General features: G+C 47.6%; 16 protein-coding genes. 12 read left to right on the forward strand and 4 right to left on the reverse strand.

The annotated features are described in order from the left end of the window. Nucleotides 1-36: 36 nt before the first annotated feature. Complete coding sequence (locus Q7C_RS12240; protein WP_050954410.1) at nucleotides 37-1,749, forward strand: diguanylate cyclase; 1,713 nt, start codon at nucleotides 37-39, stop codon at nucleotides 1,747-1,749. Between the two features lie 34 nt (nucleotides 1,750-1,783). On the opposite strand, the gene dacB is transcribed toward Q7C_RS12240, so the two are convergent. Next, nucleotides 1,784-3,187, reverse strand: a complete 1,404-nt coding sequence (gene dacB / locus Q7C_RS12245; protein ID WP_014705098.1) for a D-alanyl-D-alanine carboxypeptidase/D-alanyl-D-alanine endopeptidase — start codon at nucleotides 3,185-3,187, stop codon at nucleotides 1,784-1,786. 260 nt (nucleotides 3,188-3,447) lie between these two features. Between dacB and Q7C_RS12250 the strand changes: the two genes are divergently transcribed. The 8 genes from Q7C_RS12250 (at nucleotide 3,448) to Q7C_RS12285 (ending at nucleotide 12,234) form a co-directional block, all read left to right on the forward strand. Continuing rightward, a complete protein-coding gene (locus tag Q7C_RS12250) occupies nucleotides 3,448-3,867 on the forward strand; it encodes a hypothetical protein (protein WP_202946508.1) in 420 nt (139 codons plus the stop codon). 74 nt (nucleotides 3,868-3,941) lie between these two features. Beyond that, nucleotides 3,942-4,265 (forward strand): hypothetical protein, encoded by a 324-nt coding sequence (locus Q7C_RS12255; protein WP_014705100.1) that lies wholly within the window; start codon nucleotides 3,942-3,944, stop codon nucleotides 4,263-4,265. A 68-nt stretch (nucleotides 4,266-4,333) separates the two neighbouring features. Then, nucleotides 4,334-5,620 (forward strand): TolC family protein, encoded by a 1,287-nt coding sequence (locus tag Q7C_RS12260; RefSeq protein WP_014705101.1) that lies wholly within the window; start codon nucleotides 4,334-4,336, stop codon nucleotides 5,618-5,620. A gap of 4 nt (nucleotides 5,621-5,624) precedes the next feature. Continuing rightward, nucleotides 5,625-6,842, forward strand: coding sequence for an efflux RND transporter periplasmic adaptor subunit (locus tag Q7C_RS12265; protein ID WP_014705102.1), 1,218 nt, complete (start codon nucleotides 5,625-5,627; stop codon nucleotides 6,840-6,842). Between the two features lie 9 nt (nucleotides 6,843-6,851). Beyond that, nucleotides 6,852-9,989 carry an efflux RND transporter permease subunit gene (locus tag Q7C_RS12270; protein ID WP_014705103.1) on the forward strand — a complete coding sequence of 1,046 codons (3,138 nt, stop codon included), beginning with the start codon at nucleotides 6,852-6,854 and terminating at the stop codon, nucleotides 9,987-9,989. Nucleotides 9,990-10,004: 15 nt separating this feature from the next. After that, nucleotides 10,005-10,574: a manganese efflux pump MntP gene (locus Q7C_RS12275; protein ID WP_014705104.1), complete on the forward strand. Its 570-nt coding sequence runs from the start codon at nucleotides 10,005-10,007 to the stop codon at nucleotides 10,572-10,574. Nucleotides 10,575-10,654: 80 nt separating this feature from the next. Next, nucleotides 10,655-11,206 (forward strand): formaldehyde-activating enzyme, encoded by a 552-nt coding sequence (fae, locus tag Q7C_RS12280; protein WP_014705105.1) that lies wholly within the window; start codon nucleotides 10,655-10,657, stop codon nucleotides 11,204-11,206. Between the two features lie 110 nt (nucleotides 11,207-11,316). Then, nucleotides 11,317-12,234 carry a mechanosensitive ion channel family protein gene (locus Q7C_RS12285; RefSeq protein WP_151194770.1) on the forward strand — a complete coding sequence of 306 codons (918 nt, stop codon included), beginning with the start codon at nucleotides 11,317-11,319 and terminating at the stop codon, nucleotides 12,232-12,234. Between the two features lie 6 nt (nucleotides 12,235-12,240). On the opposite strand, the gene trkA is transcribed toward Q7C_RS12285, so the two are convergent. Then, nucleotides 12,241-13,620, reverse strand: coding sequence for a Trk system potassium transporter TrkA (gene trkA, locus Q7C_RS12290; protein ID WP_014705107.1), 1,380 nt, complete (start codon nucleotides 13,618-13,620; stop codon nucleotides 12,241-12,243). 219 nt (nucleotides 13,621-13,839) lie between these two features. Between trkA and Q7C_RS12300 the strand changes: the two genes are divergently transcribed. Continuing rightward, nucleotides 13,840-14,325, forward strand: coding sequence for a hypothetical protein (locus tag Q7C_RS12300; protein ID WP_014705109.1), 486 nt, complete (start codon nucleotides 13,840-13,842; stop codon nucleotides 14,323-14,325). 20 nt (nucleotides 14,326-14,345) lie between these two features. Here Q7C_RS12300 and Q7C_RS12305 read toward each other — a convergent pair whose 3' ends face one another. Together Q7C_RS12305 and Q7C_RS12310 are read right to left on the reverse strand one after the other, a co-directional pair. Next, on the reverse strand, nucleotides 14,346-15,074 hold the full coding sequence (locus Q7C_RS12305) for a dienelactone hydrolase family protein (RefSeq protein WP_014705110.1): 729 nt from the start codon (nucleotides 15,072-15,074) through the stop codon (nucleotides 14,346-14,348). A gap of 78 nt (nucleotides 15,075-15,152) precedes the next feature. After that, a complete protein-coding gene (locus tag Q7C_RS12310; protein ID WP_014705111.1) occupies nucleotides 15,153-15,368 on the reverse strand; it encodes a hypothetical protein in 216 nt (71 codons plus the stop codon). 170 nt (nucleotides 15,369-15,538) lie between these two features. Here Q7C_RS12310 and Q7C_RS12315 point away from each other — a divergent pair, with 170 nt between their 5' ends. Both Q7C_RS12315 and Q7C_RS12320 read left to right on the forward strand, forming a co-directional pair. Further along, complete coding sequence (locus Q7C_RS12315; RefSeq protein ID WP_014705112.1) at nucleotides 15,539-16,156, forward strand: hypothetical protein; 618 nt, start codon at nucleotides 15,539-15,541, stop codon at nucleotides 16,154-16,156. Further along, nucleotides 16,143-17,387, forward strand: a complete 1,245-nt coding sequence (locus tag Q7C_RS12320; protein WP_014705113.1) for a hypothetical protein — start codon at nucleotides 16,143-16,145, stop codon at nucleotides 17,385-17,387. Before Q7C_RS12315 ends, Q7C_RS12320 begins: the two co-directional genes overlap by 14 nt. Nucleotides 17,388-17,396 lie beyond the last annotated feature (9 nt).

Genomic DNA, 17,396 nt, shown 5'->3' on the forward strand with positions numbered 1-17,396 from the left:
AGCAACAGATTGTGCAATTAAACGATATCAATTCTTATGGCTAAGTTACACCGCTTTTACTTGTGGTGGCTGCTAGCCGGCTTACTGGCATGTGGACCCTTGTTGGCGGCAGAGTTATCTGTGGATCATCCATCCTCATCACTTGGTCAATTTGCCGAAATATTTTTTGAACCGGAAGAGATCATGACCTCCGCGCAGGCCAAGCATTTGTTTGCTGAACAGGCCGGTGTTGCCATTAAAGAAACGACGCCAAATTTTGGGATTGGCGCGAGACCCCATTGGTTATCCGTGACGGTGAACAATCCTCACGAGATCATGGTGGAACGGTTTCTGTCGGTTGAGAATGCTTGGCTGGATGATCTTCAGGTGTTTGTTTTTTATCAGGATAAGTTAGAAAGCCAGTTTTCAATGGGTGACAGTTATCCCTTCGCTACGCGACCGTATTTCAGTCGATTTTTTGATATGCCCATTCAGTTTAAGCCGGGGCAAACCACTTTATTGGTACGAGTCGCAACACCCGATCCGATGATGTTGCCGATTTATCTAAATGATGCTGCTGCCCAGGCCCAGCGTCAGGAGTTTGATCAATATAGCTACGGACTCTTGTATGGGTTTTTAGCTGCACTGATGCTCTATAACCTGATGTTATTCCTTGGATTACGCAGTCTGCCGCATCTGTTTTATACCCTATATCTTGCCGCCTGTATTCTGTGCAATATGGCTTACACCGGACATGCTTTCTGGTGGTTCTGGCCGGATATGGTTGTCTGGCAGAAATGGTCAAATCCGACTTTGATGATGAGTTACTGTGTCACGGGCTTACTGTTTGCCTTAACTTTTTTGAAAACCAGAAAAATGCTGCCGAGATTGCACTGGATGGTAAGCGGCTTTTGTGTGCTGATGGTGGTGGGCTTCGTCGGTGCTTTTTATGCTGACTGGATTCAGGTGGCATTGGTGCTGGCTTTTATTTTTATATTGCTATTTGCTTGTTTGATGATCGTGCTTGGTGTGCTGGCTATCAAAGCCGGTAATCCATCAGGCCGTTTCTTTTTGTTGGCATCGATCGTTTCCATGCTGACGGCGGCCGTATCGTCATTGTCGGTCTGGGGCTGGATACCTTATTCGTTCTGGACCTTCCGTGCGGTTGAGGCTGGGACAATGGTCGAGGCGGTGTTATTGGCGCTGGCTCTCGCAGATCACTTTCGACGGGTCGAAAAACACAAAACCCGAGCCGAGGGCTTGGCGCGAACGGATCCGTTAACGGGTATTTACAACCGACGCGCATTTTATGATCAGGTCAGATCGCTATGGTTAGCCGGTATGACTGAGGGAAAGCCGATGTCTTTGTTGTTGATAGATCTAGACAATTTTAAGCAAGTGAATGATAACTATGGACATCAGGTGGGCGATGAGGTTTTGGCAAAAACAGCCAAAGTCGTTGAGGCTTCGTTACGCAACGAGGATGTGCTGGCACGATGGGGTGGTGAGGAATTTATTGTTTTTATGCCGAACACGAGCTTATCTGATGCCCTTCGGGTTGCTGAACGTATTCGATTTCAGATTTCGGCACTGGCCGCACAGTTTGATACAACGCAAAAGATGCAACTGAGTGCCAGCCTAGGGGTCGTTGATAATCGATCTGCCGCTGATTCACTTGAATCGCTTATCAAAGCCGCAGACCAATGTTTATACCATGCAAAAAATGGTGGCCGTAATTGCGTTATCTCAGCCAGTCTTAGTGCAGTCTAAATCGGTTAATCAATGCGCTTTTGTTAATATTCGCTCAATATTTATTATAAAGGCTTTCATAAAACGATTTTTCAAAGACCCGAATAGGCTTACGGGCGATATTCCGATTTTGGCTTTGAGGATGATAGTTACTGATGATCTGAACAAAGGTGAGCGATTTACCGGACTTGGTTTTAATACGTCCAGCCAGATTGTAGACGCCGTGAAGCGACCCGGTTTTGGCCGTGACCTTGCCTTTTAACGGTGCATTGACGAGACTGGGACGCCATTGCAGTGTCCCGGAGACGCCGGATACCGGTAAGGTGTCGATCATGCCGGCTTCTGGATGTTGAAAAATATAATTAACGACGCGCATCATTTGTCGCGGCGTCATCTTGTTATTTCTGGATAAACCAGAACCATCCATAATCTCTGCTGTACCGATATCGACGTTATGTTCGTTAAGAATAGCTTTGATAGCAGCGGCACCGTTTTCAAAACTGCCTGCCGTACTGAAATAACGTGCACCAATGGTTTTCAGCAGATTATCGGCAATAAGGTTGTCCGATTTTTTCACCATTTCGTCAATCAGCTTGGCCAGTGGCGCAGACTGGTGGCGGAGGATAATGTCACCCCGCAGTTGATCATTTCGGATCAGTTTACCATGCAGGGTAATGCCGACCCGGGCTAATTCTTCTCGCAAAATCGCGGTCATGACTTTTTCCGGATTTTGAACGGATAGATGGAAATTGACGGGTAAACGATGCACGCCGACACAGCCGCCAACTTGATAATGGTTGTTGTTATCGGCAGTTAATTTCAGTTCGCAGTCGATATTATCGGTATTGAGACCTTCCCGTAGGTGAATACGGTTTGTGTCAATTGTGACGCGATCAGAGGCACTGACTTTTACCGCGGTTACTGGTGCTTCGCTGGTTGCCTCAAGTTTGCCGTAAACGCAGTTGCCATTCAGAGTAAAAGCGCTGGACGGGGCACTATAGCAGATGCCCATAATATCCCAAGGCAAACCAATAGCGCGTTCGAATGGTTCAAAAATACCCCCATTGAGAATCAGGTTACCGTGAATTTCAGGGTGTTGTGTTTTCAGCTTCTCTACCAAAACCCGCAAATCTGTGTGCGTAAAACTGGGATCGCCACCAAGACGAACAATAATATCTTTGCCTCGGGATTCGATTGTAGTATCAAATCGAAAGTCATCTTTCAGATACAGTTTCCCGGCCAAGGCGGTTACCAGCTTTTGCAAACTGGCCGGTTGTTGAAACTGATCGGCGCGTTCTGCGTATATTTCATTGCCATTAGTGGTATCCACTACCATGAGTGCCACATCAGCGTTGGGTGGCGTCGGGATATCAGCAAGATCAGGGTGAGAAAAAAGTGCATTGGCTGTGACTGGCAGCAGGCATCCCAACATCAGGATAAAGGCAGCATAACGTGACATAAAAACCTGTGAAAATAATTAAGCAAGCGAATGACCGCACAGCCTAGCACGAAATTTGACAAGAGATTTAAAATCTCCTTTCAGCAAGCTGAATTAGGTTGAGATATAGTATGGAAATAACATCAAGTTTTATTGCTATCTTATTAACTATATTAGGTTTTACTCCGTACATAGCCATGATTTTTAGGCGAAAAATTCGGCCGCGGATAATTTCTTGGTGTGTTTGGACGCTAGTCACAACGGGGGTTTTTATCGGGCAAATGCTGGATGGCGCGGGGGTTGGCAGTTGGCCCATTGGGTTATCGGCATTATTCAGTTGCTGTGTTGCCATATTAGCGGTGAGATGCGGGGACAATAGCGGTGTTGATTTTCACGACTGGCTTGTGTTCATGTGGGCATTATTGGCCTTTCCACTTTGGTGGCTTGTAGGGGACCCAGTCGTTGCCGTGGTTATCTTAACTTTGGTGGATGTGTCCGGGTTTATCCCGACAATCCGTCAAATCCGGGATCAGCCAGACAGCGAGTCAGCGTGGTTTTTTACCTTGTTCGCTATTCGGAATGGCTTGGTTTTATTGGCACTTGAGCATTATTCTTTAACGACAGCATTGTTCCCTGCCGTGATTGGCATCGCCTGCCTGATTGTGGTGGGGTGCCTGTTGTATTTTCGTGGCAGATATTAAGTGAATAAAACGACCATATTTTGCTAACCGTGACTTAAGTCGTTAATATTAAGTCAAATTCAATAGGGCTACTCATGTCTCGACCATTGAGCTATTTGCAGGCAATGTTACTGATAATCTGCATGGTGTTTACCAGCGGTGTCAGTGCGTATTTGCATGTTGGTGAGCATCTGCATGGTCAAGAGACGGGGTTGGCTCATCACCATTCTGCCGAGGCGCATGAGCAGCATCAACAAGATGTTGATCATGAACATCATTTTCATCTCCATATGGTAGGTGACTTGCACAGCCAGCCTGTTATTTCGCACACGGCACGTAAGCTAACAGCGTTGCCGCCAACGCAACCGTTATTTCCGTCTTTAGCGGCAGCACCACCAATTCCACCACCCAACGCATAACGCCAAAAACTGTTAATTCAACTGTTTTTTGCTGAGCCATTAGGGCATCAGCATGATGGAGAAGTGATATGCGTGTGCCAATCAGTGGGATATTTCCCCGTATAGGGCTGTTTACGTTATTTGTCATTGGCAATCTGATGATGATTAATTCGGTAAACGCCAACCAGCTAACTACGGCAATGGCCGTCGAACGAACTTTGTTACATAGCCCGGTGTTGCAACATTATCCTTATCAGCAGCAAGTTATTGCTGCTGATATGCAGCAAGCGGGCTTGAGTCCTAACCCAAAGTTGCAGGGCAGTTTGGAAAATATTCTGGGAACAGGAGAAACCAGCGCCTTTAAAAATGCCGAAATAACCTTATCAATCAGTCAGTTAATTGAAATGGGTGCAAAGCGGCAACAACGAGTCAATGTTGCCAATGCCAGGCAGCCATCATTAACTCAGCAGTATGAAATGCAGCGGCTTGATGTGGTAGCGCAAACGTTGCGTCAATACTATCAAGCACTGCGTTTGGATGCCTTATTGCAATGGAATCAACGGCGTATTGATTACCAGCAAGAGGCGCTGACGGTGATCAAACGCCGGGCAGAGGCGGGTGCGGTTGGCAACGCGGATGTTTTACAAATGCAACTGCGGCTTACCCGTGCTGAAAACCAACAAAAGCAATTTGCAAATCAACGCCGACTAGCACATCAAAAACTGGCGGCAAACTGGGCTGATGAGCCGGATTTTAACAGTCTGGCAGGCAACTTGATGGCAGTGCCTGTGATACCGGACAAAGCCCTCCTGATGCAAGCGATCTCCAATACACCGGCATATCTCCAAGTGGCCGCTAGCGCTCGATTGCGTGAAGCCCAGATTGCGCTGGCAGACGCCGAGTCGATCGCTGATCTTACGGTAAGTGCCGGTTTTCGCCGTTTTGAAGGCACAAATGACCATGCGCTGGTTTTTGGGTTTTCCATGCCATTGCAGCTGCAGAATCGTAACCAAGGCAATATCGCTCGTGCCAATGCGCTGTATCAACAGGAATTACAGACCATGACGCTGACCACGACGCAAATCAGTCTGGCGCTAGCAGAGATACACCTTGCCATGCAAAACAATCAGTTATTGACGCAGAGCTTAACTGAGGCGGTTCGCCCAGTCAGTAAAGCCTTGTTAGACAGTGTTGCCAAAGGCTATGAGCTCGGTCAATACAGTGTTTTGCAATGGGTTGATGCGCAGCATGAGTTGTTTGCTGTTGAGCGTGAATTAATAGAAACACGCGTCGCTATGCATTTACAACTGCTCGAATTGGAGCGGCTGACAGGAAACGCATTGCATGCTGACTCTGACCAGTTCATTCAGGAGTAAACCGATGAAAATGTTGCTCTTTATATTTCTGTTGTTATCGGGCCAGTTTGTGGCCGCGGCAGAAGATCATGACCATCACGATCATAAAGAAACAGAGTCAGAGGAAGGCCCGCATCAGGGTCACTTACTGCGCTCAGAAGAACTCACCCTGGAAATGACGATTTATGAACACGGTGTGGCGCCGGAAATGCGAGTTTATGCCTATCATGATGGACAGCCGGTTAACCCTGAAGACGTAACCTTGTCAGTGATCTTGAATCGATTGGGTGGCGAACAAGAGATTATTGATTTTACTCCCGAGCAGGATTACTTGTTGGGGGGTGTGGTCATCACGGAGCCACATTCCTATGAAGTCGAGGTCTCAGCCACTTTTGACGGTGAAGACTTTCACTGGCACTACGATAATTTTGAGGGTCGGGTCGTATTAACACCCAGACTTATTGCCGCCTCAGGTATTCGCACTGAGATTGCTGAGCCGCAAGTATTGGCAATCACCAATTCGCTTTACGGCGTAATTGCCCCTGCAGAAGATAGACAATACCGGATATTTGCGCCTTACCCGGGCATTGTTGAAACCGTTTACGTTAACACTGGCGATAACGTTAAAAAAGGACAAAAACTGGTCACAGTCCGAAATCAGCAAACCCTGAAAAGCTACGATATTAACAGCCCGGCATCAGGGCAGATCACGAAACGTAATGTGCAAATCGGCGATCACTCGGCGATGGCAAATATGATGGAAATAAGTGACTTAAGCCAGGTTTGGGTAGATATGTCAATGTTTCCCAAGGACATTGAACAATTACGTACCGGTATGTCTGTTGTCGTAAAAGATTTACATGGTCATGAACAAGCACTTGGCAAGATTAATTATATTGCACCGGTAATGACTGGCGGTCATATCGCCAGTGCCCGGGCTGTTATCGATAATAAGACCGGATATTGGCGGCCGGGCATGCATGTCAATGCTGAGGTGATGGTTGAAGAAAAACCGGTTGCCTTAGCAGTTAAAAAAAGTGCGATTCAACAGTTTCGAGACAAGCCAGTGGTTTTTATCCGTGTCGGTGACACCTTCGAGGTGCGTATGGTTGAAATGGGCCGTCGGGATGAGACCTATGTGGAAATTACGAGCGGGTTAACCCCGCAATCAACCTATGTGACAGACAACAGTTATCTGCTCCGTGCAGAGGTACTCAAAGCGGGTGCGACGCACGCACACTAAGGACAGATAATGGTTAATTTAATTGTAAAGTTTGCCATTCAGCAACGCTGGTTGGTGTTATTGATGACCCTGTTTATCGGTGGTTTAGGGGGTTATAACATGCTTCAACTTCCGGTCGATGCGGTACCGGATATCACCAATAACCAAGTACAAATCAATACGGAGTTGCCGGGTTTTTCACCACTAGAAGCTGAGCAACGTGTGACGTATTTGGTCGAAAATGCCATGGCTGGCTTACCAAATCTCGACTATACCCGCTCCATATCTCGCTATGGCTTGTCTCAAGTCACGGTTGTGTTTGATGAATCAGTCGATATTTATCTGGGACGCCAACAAATCAGTGAGCGCCTGCAAGCAATTCGGGGCGACTTGCCGGTTGGGGCTGAGCCACAAATGGGGCCAGTAGCCAGTGGTCTGGGTGAAATATTTACCTATGCTGTGCGGGCTAAGACAGGCGCACTGCGTGCCGATGGGCAGTCCTATACCCCCGAAGATTTGCGGACAATACAAGACTGGATTATCCGACCACAGTTGGTCAAAGTACCCGGTGTCACTGAAATAAACAGTGTTGGCGGTTATGAGCGTATTTATCAAGTTGCCCCAAAGCCGGATCACCTCTTGGCATATAAGATCAGCATGGCGGAATTATCGGCTGCGCTGCAGAACAACAACCAAAATGTCGGAGCAGGCTATATTGAACGCTATGGCGAGCAGTGGTTAGTTCGCTCTCCCGGTCAATTACAGTCCTTAGCCGATATACGAAATGTGGTCATTCGTAAGCTTGACGACACGCCGGTAAGGGTAAGCGATGTCGCGGATGTGTCTTTAGGCAAACAACTGCGTACCGGCGCGGCAACACTGGATGGGCAAGAAACGGTTCTGGGCACTGCGATGATGCTGCTGGGAGAAAATAGCCGGATAGTGGCCCGTGCCGTAGCGGAGAAACTGGTTCAAGTAAATCAAAGCTTGCCGGAAGGTATCGTTGCTGAAGCTGTTTATGATAGGACGACACTCGTTGATAAAACCATCCAGACGGTTCAAAAAAACCTGCTTGAAGGTGCCTTACTGGTTATCGTCGTGTTGTTCTTATTACTTGGTAATATCCGCGCTGCCTTGATAACCGCACTGGTTATTCCGCTCAGCATGTTATTTGCTGTGACCGGCATGGTCAGTAATAAAATTTCCGGTAACTTGATGAGTCTGGGCGCGATTGATTTTGGGCTGATCGTTGATGGCGCCGTGATTGTGGTCGAAAATGCCTTGTCACGCCTTAGTCTGGCGCAACAGCGCTTTGGGCGATTATTAACCTTATCAGAACGATTACAAACCGTCTCGGAGAGTACGCGGGAGGTCTTTAATCCAGCCGTGTTCGGTATGTTAATCATCATGCTGGTTTACCTGCCTTTGTTTGCCTTGTCAGGCGTGGAAGGCAAAATGTTCCAGCCAATGGCTTTTACCGTCATCGCGGCGCTGACTGGCGCGTTGATTTTTGCCGTGACTTTCGTGCCGGCCGCCATTGCGGTGTTTGTGACGGGGAGGGTATCTGAAAAAGAAAATTTCCTGATGCGATTTGCCCGACGCATTTATCAGCCTTTTTTAACGATCGCCTTGAAATTACCCTTTGTTGTTACGGTTACAGCGTTAATATTTGTTATTTTCGTCAGTAGCTTAATTCCCCGCTTGGGCAGTGAGTTTTTGCCGCAGTTAGATGAAGGTGATGTTGCTTTACATGCATTAAGGATCACTGGAACCGGGCTTGAGCAATCGGTAAAAATGCAAAAGCAGTTGGACAGGGTGATTCGTGACTTTGATGAAGTGGAACGGGTATTTTCGAAAATTGGCACACCTGATATTGCCACGGATCCGATGCCACCGAGTGTTGCTGATACCTTTGTCATTGTAAAACCGCAATCTGAGTGGCCGGATCCGCAGCAAAGCAAAGCCACGTTTTTATCCAAACTACGGGAAGCGGTTGAAGCAGTACCGGGCAATAAATATGAGTTTACCCAGCCAATTGAGATGCGTTTTAACGAACTCATCGCCGGTGTTCGGGCTGACGTTGCCATTCGAATATATGGTGATGACCTGGATATTTTGGCCGAGCTTGGTGAACAAACAAGTTCGGTTATTCAGCTAATTGAGGGCGCCCGAGATGTTCGGATGGAACAGGTCACCGGATTGTCCATGTTGTCAATTAACCCGCAACGCGATCACCTGGCATTACTGGGGTTAAACATTTCGGCCTTACAGGATGCTTTGCAAATGGCGATGGGCGGGCAGGAACTCGGGCTGATTTATGAAGGCGATAAACGCTTTAAATTAGTGATGCGGTTTGATGAAACGAAACGTCAAAATGTGGCTTACCTGGAAAAATTACCGGTTGCATTGCCGGAAAACGGCGACCCGGATCTATCCTACGTGCCATTGGGCGAAGTTGCCGATATCGAAGAAGTCAGCGCGCCAAGCCAAATCAACCGGGAAAGTGGCAAACGTAATGTCATCGTTAGTGCCAATGTCAGCGATGATCGGGATTTGGGGTCATTTATCGCTGAAGTTCAGCAAAAACTGCCCGATCAGGTTAACTATCCTGCCGGTTATTGGGTGGAGTATGGTGGCTCGTTTGAACAGCTGCAATCTGCACAAAAACGCTTATTGATTGTGGTACCGGTCACGTTGTTCGTCATTCTGGTTTTACTGTTTATGGCATTCAAATCCTTGCGTGATACCTTGCTTGTTTTCACTGGCGTTCCGTTGGCGTTGACCGGCGGGGTGCTGGCATTGTTCTGGCGGGAAATGCCCTTATCGGTTTCGGCAGCCGTTGGTTTTATTGCGCTTTCGGGCATCGCGGTATTGAACGGTATTGTTATGCTGATTTTTATTCGACAGTTGTGGGCACAGGGAAAGTCACTCCGAACAGCGGTGTTTGAAGGGGCAATGCAACGACTAAGACCTGTATTGATGACGGCATTAGTCGCAAGTCTTGGTTTCTTGCCAATGGCCTTGAATACGGGAACCGGTGCGGAAGTACAGCGGCCACTGGCCACCGTCGTTGTGGGCGGCATTCTGTCCTCAACGATATTAACGTTGCTGGTATTGCCGGCTTTATATTTTCTGATGCATCGGTTTAGCAAGCAACACGCCCATTAATTTAGCAGGCTCGTTATGAATCTCATTTCGTTATTTTTTATTGGTTTTGCCATGTCAACCGATGCCTTTGCCGCTGCCATTGGCAAAGGTATCGCCATGCGATCACCCACTTGGCTGACTGCTATCAAAACGGGGTTGATCTTTGGGGTGATTGAATCCATCACGCCGGTCATCGGTTGGTTGTTAGGTCAGTCAGCAATAGGGTTGGTACAGGAGTGGGACCACTGGGTCGCGTTATTTATTCTCAGCTTGCTGGGTTGCCACATGATTTATAACGGCTTACAGAATGAGCCGGTAGCAGCCACTAACACAGAAAAGACCGGCTTTTGGGGATTGGCATTAACCGGTTTGGCAACCAGTATTGATGCGATGGCGGTTGGGGTTGGCCTGGCATTTCTGCAAGTGAATATCTTCCTGGTGGCGTTGATTATTGGCTGTTGTACTTTTGTGATGGTCACCGCGGGTGTGTTACTTGGGCAGGTGCTGGGACAGAAAGTCGGTCAAAAAGCCGAAATCATTGGTGGGCTGGTGCTTATTGCTATTGGCATCTTGATCGTGATTGAGCATACACGACAGGCGATCTGAGCGAGGGATGAAAAAGTGCCGCCGCACTTGCTGATTTAAGACTAAAATAGTGCTTTTATTATCACAAGAGAGAATGATTCATGTCAGAACCAGTCTGGTTTAGAACAGGGGAAGCCACGGTATTTGCCAGCGATGATCAAGGTACAGATGCCATGCCGGAAATTCTAATCGGCAGTGCCCGTGGCCCTGCAGGGCAGGCATTTGCAAATTTAATGGGTCAGACGGAAGGGCATACCCGAATGTTTGCTATCCGGGCGACGAATCAACAAGTGAAACCGGCTACGCTGATGGTGCCAAAAGTGACCATCAAGTCGGGCAGTTACGTCGCGTTATTCGGTGGGCCGGTACAATCGGCGATTGCTGATGCAGTGTTGGATAGCGTGATAGAGGGTGTGATTCCAAAAGAGCATGCAGAAGAGTTGTGCATCATTGCCATGATTTGGATTGCCCCGGAAGCAGCGGCGAATCCAGATGTTGATCGTAAAGATCTGTATCGGACTAACTACGAAGCCATGAAATTAGCAATCAAACGGGCAATGGCGGATAGCTCATCTATTGATGAGTTAATTGCCAATCGGCATCGTGTGCATCATGAAATGTATGATCCGGAAACTGGCGAATCCTTGTGGTAGTAGACTGAAATAAAGGAAAAGGCGTCCAGAGGGTTTGTTCTGGACGTCTAATACTCTTTATTGTCCGTAGAAAGACAAAACGCGCAAATGCATAGATTAGTTTAAGGCTGATGATGGACTGGTTTATTTCCTCTCTCGACAAGTTTATCGGCATTATCCATGCCCCGATTCTGGGTGAAGACTCCATCACCTTGTCCAGCGTGTTTGGTTTTATGCTCATTGTCATCGTTGCCTGGTGGCTGTCGGCCAGTATTGAGCGATTGATGCAAAGGATGACCTTAGGGCGAACCTATCGTCACATTGATGATGCGACTTTTTATCTAATTAGCCGCTTATTACGCTATATCATCTGGATCATGGCCACCTTGATTGGCCTGTCTTATATTGGTTTCAATCTAACCGGCCTGGCTTTTGTCGGCGGCGCTATCGGTGTCGGTATTGGCTTTGGTTTGCAGAGTATTGTCAGCAATTTTATTTCCGGCATTGTGCTCATTCTTGAAAAAAGCCTGAAACTCGGTGACTTCATTGAAATGTCATCCGGCACCAATGGCATTGTCAAAGAGATTGGCTTGCGTTATACCCGAGTGACGACGCGAGACAACATCGATATTCTGGTGCCAAATTCCGAGTTTATTAATGGCCAGGTGACCAACTGGAGTTTTAGTGAAAAGCTGCGTCGCATTCATGTGCCGTTTGGGGTTGCTTATGGTGCCAATAAGGAACAGGTCAAAGAGGCTGTGCTATTGGCAGCAAATGAAGTTGCAGGCGCTATTGTTGATGACCCATCCCGTCCGGCTGAAGTCTGGTTGACCGAGTTTGGAGACAGCAGTTTGAACTTTGAACTGGTTATCTGGGTGGGTAACGAACTGATGAGTCGTCCGGCACGAACCCGGGCACTTTTTTTATGGGAAATTGAAACCCAGCTTCGCAACTATGAAATTGAAATTCCTTTCCCGCAACGGGACTTGCATATTCGTTCCGGTGAATTGCACGTTGCGATGAAAAAAGCAGAGCACGATAGCAGATAACAAGATTTAATCTGTTTTTTCTGGGAAATCGACGTGGAACAATTTCTCAACCGCCTGCACATCTTTTCGATTTGCGGTAAAAATAACAAGATGATCACCGCTGTCAATACGATCTTGCGGCGCGGGAAACAGGATGTCGTCGTCGCGAAGGATTGCCGCCACTGTTGAGGATTCTGGTAAAGGAATTTCGCTGATCTGTCTGCCGACGACACGGGATGTTTTTTTGTCACCATGGGCAATAATTTCCATCGCCTCTGCTGCCCCCTGACGCAGGGAATGTACCATCACCACATCACCTTTTCGGATGTGTGTCAGCAAGGAGCCGATAGTAATTTGCGCCGGTGAGATAGCAATATCAATTTTCGTCTCACGGATCAGATCGACGTGACTGGCTTTGCTGATAATCGAAAAAACCTTTCTAGCCTTCATACGCTTTGCCAGCATGGCCGATAAGATATTGGCCTCATCATCGTTAGTGACGGCGCAAAACACATCGGACTCTTCAATATGTTCGTTTTTGAGCAGCTCCGCATCTCCGGTGTCCCCCTGCAGCACGGTACAGTCGGGCAAGTCTTTAGCTAATTGTGAAGCTTGTTCTGGATTTTGCTCGATCACTTTGACAGAAAGATTGTTTTGCAGCTTTTCAGCAAGTTGTCGTCCAATGTTACCACCGCCACCAATGATAATTTGCTGATAAGGCTGGTAATCTGGGCGGAAGACTTTGATAGCAGGGGTGATATCTTCACGCTTGGCCAGAAAAAAAATCTCGTCATTTGACAGCAGCATACTGTTACCTGCATCGGGCAGCAGCTTATCACTTCGGAAAATGGCGGCGACACGTAAACTCACCTCGGGCAAAATGCTCAGCAAATGTTTAACCGGCTTGCCTGACATCTCACTTTTATCGTCAACACGAACGGCAACGAGTTGTGCCATACCATCAAAAAAAGCCAGTGATTCGGTCACTTCTGGCTGTGAAATCAAATCAAATAAATAATCCGTGACCAGCTTTTCAGGGCTAATAATGACATCAATGGAAAAAATACCGTTCTCACCGCCAAGTCGCGTTTGAAGGTAGGGGGTAGATCGAATTCGGGCGATTCTTTTTTTGGTCTGAAACAGAGTTTTGGCTACCTGACAGGCGATCATATTGACTTCATCATTCTGGGTCACGGCAACTAACAGATCTGCACCGCGCAGGCCGGCACGTTCGAGGGTTTCAGGATAAGCTGCGTGGCCGGTAACGGTGCGGATGTCCAGTCTGTCCTGCAGGTGTTCAAGCAAACTGGTATTGGTATCAACGACGGTAATATCGTTGCCTTCGGATGCCAGTTTTTCAGCAGTATTACTACCAACCTGACCCGCACCCAGAATGACAATTTTCATACAGAGACCTCGTGTAATTGCGCCAGTCCGTTATTAACGTTGCTTGCCTTATAAACGCTGTTTTTTATGATGATGAGTTGCTTCATTATACCTTTCAGAGTCAGTGGTTGCGCCTGAAATTCGCAGGCTGATAACAAGAAAACCGGGCCAGTTACTTTGAATGTCATCTTATTCACCGCTATGCTCTGTATCAAGGTCACAGATTATTCAGGAGGGTAAATGGCTAACCACCAGCTGGAAACGAGTATTGTCGTTCTGGCAAGACAGCGTTTAAAAGCGTTAAAAGTGGCGCTGGCCGGGCGCGAGGCTGATTTAAATCAGGTTCAGAATGTTTTTCACCAATTGACCGGCCTGACCAGTCTGCGCTTTGTTGAAAACCACGGCCTCAGTGATGCAACCGTTGATGAGCTGATTTTGCTTGATAACCTCGCTATTTTAAATGTGCAGTATGCCCACCCGGAAGCCATCGAAAAATTTTCTACGGAGTCACAGGAACTATCACGGTACCTCGATATGCCAGCGAAAGCGTTACTGGATTTGATTTTTAAAGAAGGCGCCCGATTCAGTAATCCGGAAGCGGTCTCCGTTGCCTTGCACCGAGGCCTGATTTCTGATTTGCATCATGAAAGCGCCGCCTATGCTCGCCTGGCAGAGCAGGAGCAACGTCGTAAATTGCGGCTAGCAAAAGAGGGCGATAAACAATAAGGCTCCTGAGAACCGCCGCTTTAATTCAATTTGCTTTCCAGAAAACGCAGTAATCGCGCCCAGGATTCCGCATCTGCTTTGGCATTATATTTGTCATTGCCAGGTTTGCTAAAGGAATGTCCGGCGCCGCCATAAGCAATCATCTCGTGATCTACCTTGTCGCGCTCCATTGCGATGCCCAATGCCGCAAAATCGGCCATGGAAATTTTGGCATCTGCTGCACCATGCTGGACTAGTATCTCGCTTTTAACTTGTTTGTAATCTTGATCAGCAGGTGTGCCCAAGCCGCCATGGATGGCAACAAAACCCTGCATATCTAATCCGGACCTTGCCATTTCCAATGCTGCTGTACCGCCGAAACAATAACCGATCAAGACGGCATTTTCGGTATTTGCACCAAGCATTTTGGCTTTCTCAATGCCCCCCTCAATAAGTGTTCGCATTCGTTGCCGATCACGATACAGTTTGGCAGTTTGGGCTTGCCGATCGGGAATGGCCTCAGGTCGAATACCCGCCCCATATAAATCGGGCACGAAGACAGCATAGCCAAGCTGATAAAGCTTTTCGGCACGCCATTTTTCGTAGTCTGTTACGCCATCCCAATCATGCAGCAGAATCACTAGCGGTGCATTGGCATCTGGTGATAAATAATAGCTTTCAAAAGCCTCATCATTGATGCGATGGCTTATAGATTCAGCTGCCACGTTCAGGCTCAGCAGCATGAAAAAAACGGCAAAGATAGATTTCATGTTCAGTTCTCCGGTAATGCTAAACTGAGGGTAACGAAAACCAACCATTAGGCGGCATCAAGGTCATGGCGAGATGGCTTAGGGTTTACGAAAGCGCACATCAACATGCAAAGAACCAGCAGGCGCATCTCGCTTTAACTGCCAACCTTGTTTCAGCAGGTAATCTAACGCATCTTCATAGCGGTCAAACTGTTCTTCTACTTTACGATATTCGCCATTATCATCTACAGAAACGGTGTAAGTTGATGATGCTTTGCCGGTTTCTTGTTCAATGGTCGCTTGCGGTTTTTTCATGCTGTCCTCGCGATGTGAATCGATCGGTATAGTGGAAATTAAGGCAACAAATTGTTCCACTGTCATAATGAACTAGCATAGTGTGGTGATGAAAAAAACTAAATACTTCTATTCGCTGACTAAAACTTAGAATATGCAAAACTTTGTTTTCGGTATCGGATAAACAGGCGATGACAGATTGGCAGAACAACAATTCTAATTGGGCTGGCTTGGCTTCCTTGGCATCGCTGCTTGTGATGCTGCTGGCGCCGGTAGTGTCGGCTTCACCGACTGATAGTGACGCTGATGATCGTGACCAATGCGGCGAGGCCAGGATTCATTATATTGATGATCCCGGCTTGAGTCGTGCAGAGCGCCTTGCACGCATGGAACAGGCATTTTTTGACTCGGTTAATCGCTTTGAAACTTGTGAATTAACGAGCACATCAGATAATCAAGGAAATAGTGCGCAACAGGGTGAGTCTGGACAAAACGGACCAGGAAGTGCAGGCCAATCTGGCGCAGCCAGCCAAGAGATGCAAGGCACCGAAGCGGCCAGTGAGGGGGAATTGCCTGTACCCGGAGATGGCCAGAGCCCATCAGACCAACCCGAGTCATCGACTGATTCACCGCCACTGACAGCAGGCAGTGATAACGGTGCGGTGCCTGAAGACATTCCATCCGCCAATAATGATGATGCCATTGCCGCGCAAATTCGTCGTGCCGCAGAGCTGGAGACTGACCCAGAGATTCGGCAAAAGCTCTGGAACGAATATCGAAAATATAAGGGGTTAGATGTTGTTGAATAAAGCTTGGGCCAATTTGCCCTATAAATTAGGTGTTTACCTGCTGATTTCGCTGCATATTTTAACGGGCTGCGCTGGAAGCGCCGGGCGGTCTGGTACAGTAGAAACGGGGCCGCAACCCGCGTCAAGCTACGATAAAGTAGATGAAAATCGCTATCTGGGTGTTAAACCTGAAGTAATTATCCCGGTATTTTCACCCGGTTTATCTGATTCAGAGGCGAATTATGAGGAGGCGGGAATATGGCCGGAACTGAGACGTGCTGAAGCCAATCGCTTTGCTTTTCAATTAAAACAAGCGTTAGATAATCGCGATCATTTTAGTGCGGTCAGGGTGACGCCAAATAGTTCTGCGTCAGGAGATTTGTATTTATTGGGTGACATTATTGAATCAAATGGCCAGCGCGTTGCTTTTCGACTGACGGCAGTCGATGCCAGTAACCGGCAGTGGCTGTCTGAGACCTTTGAACATGAGGTGCATGAGGGGTTTTACAAAAATCCACGAAATACCGGACAAGATCCTTATCAGCCGGTGTTCGATGCAGCCGCGGAAGCCGTGATTGAAGCCCTGCTAAAACAAAAACAAAGCTATTTAACACAACTCAAATCCGTCTCAGAGATGCGTTTTGCAAATAGCTTTAGTGACGCTGCTTTTGGTGAATATCTGGATACCAGTGGCCGCTATATTGATTTGCAGGGTTTGCCAAGTGATGCTGATCCGATGTTTGAGCGAGTTAAATCAATACGTGTTCGCGAACAACTGTTTATTGATAATTTGCAGTCTCACTATCAGCAGTTCTCAACCAAAATGGACAGTAGTTATCTGGCCTGGCAACAGGCAAGCGCGACAGAACTGGCCTTGCAAAAAGAAGCTAAAAGAAAAAGTGTCTGGAAAATGCTGGGCGGTGTGGCATTAGTGGCGGCAGCGGTGGCAGCAGCGGTAAGCGGCAGCTCAGTGGATCAGAATATTGGCCGGGATGTCGCGGTAATTGCAGGGGGAGTGGGCGGTGCGCTATTGATTTCAAGCGGTTTCAAATCCCGTGAAGAAGCCAAATTTCACCAAGACGCATTAAATGAGCTTGGCGAATCCATCAATCTGGAAATGGCACCTCAGGTGATCACCTATGAAGAGGAATCTGTCGAACTGAGCGGAGATATTGAACAACAATTTCAACAATGGCGTGCTTTTCTGAATCGGATGTATCAGTTGGAAGCAACGCCAGATATTCAGCTATAGGCGGGCAGC

The sequence above is a fragment of the Methylophaga frappieri genome (genome assembly GCF_000260965.1).
Lineage (GTDB): Bacteria > Pseudomonadota > Gammaproteobacteria > Nitrosococcales > Methylophagaceae > Methylophaga > Methylophaga frappieri.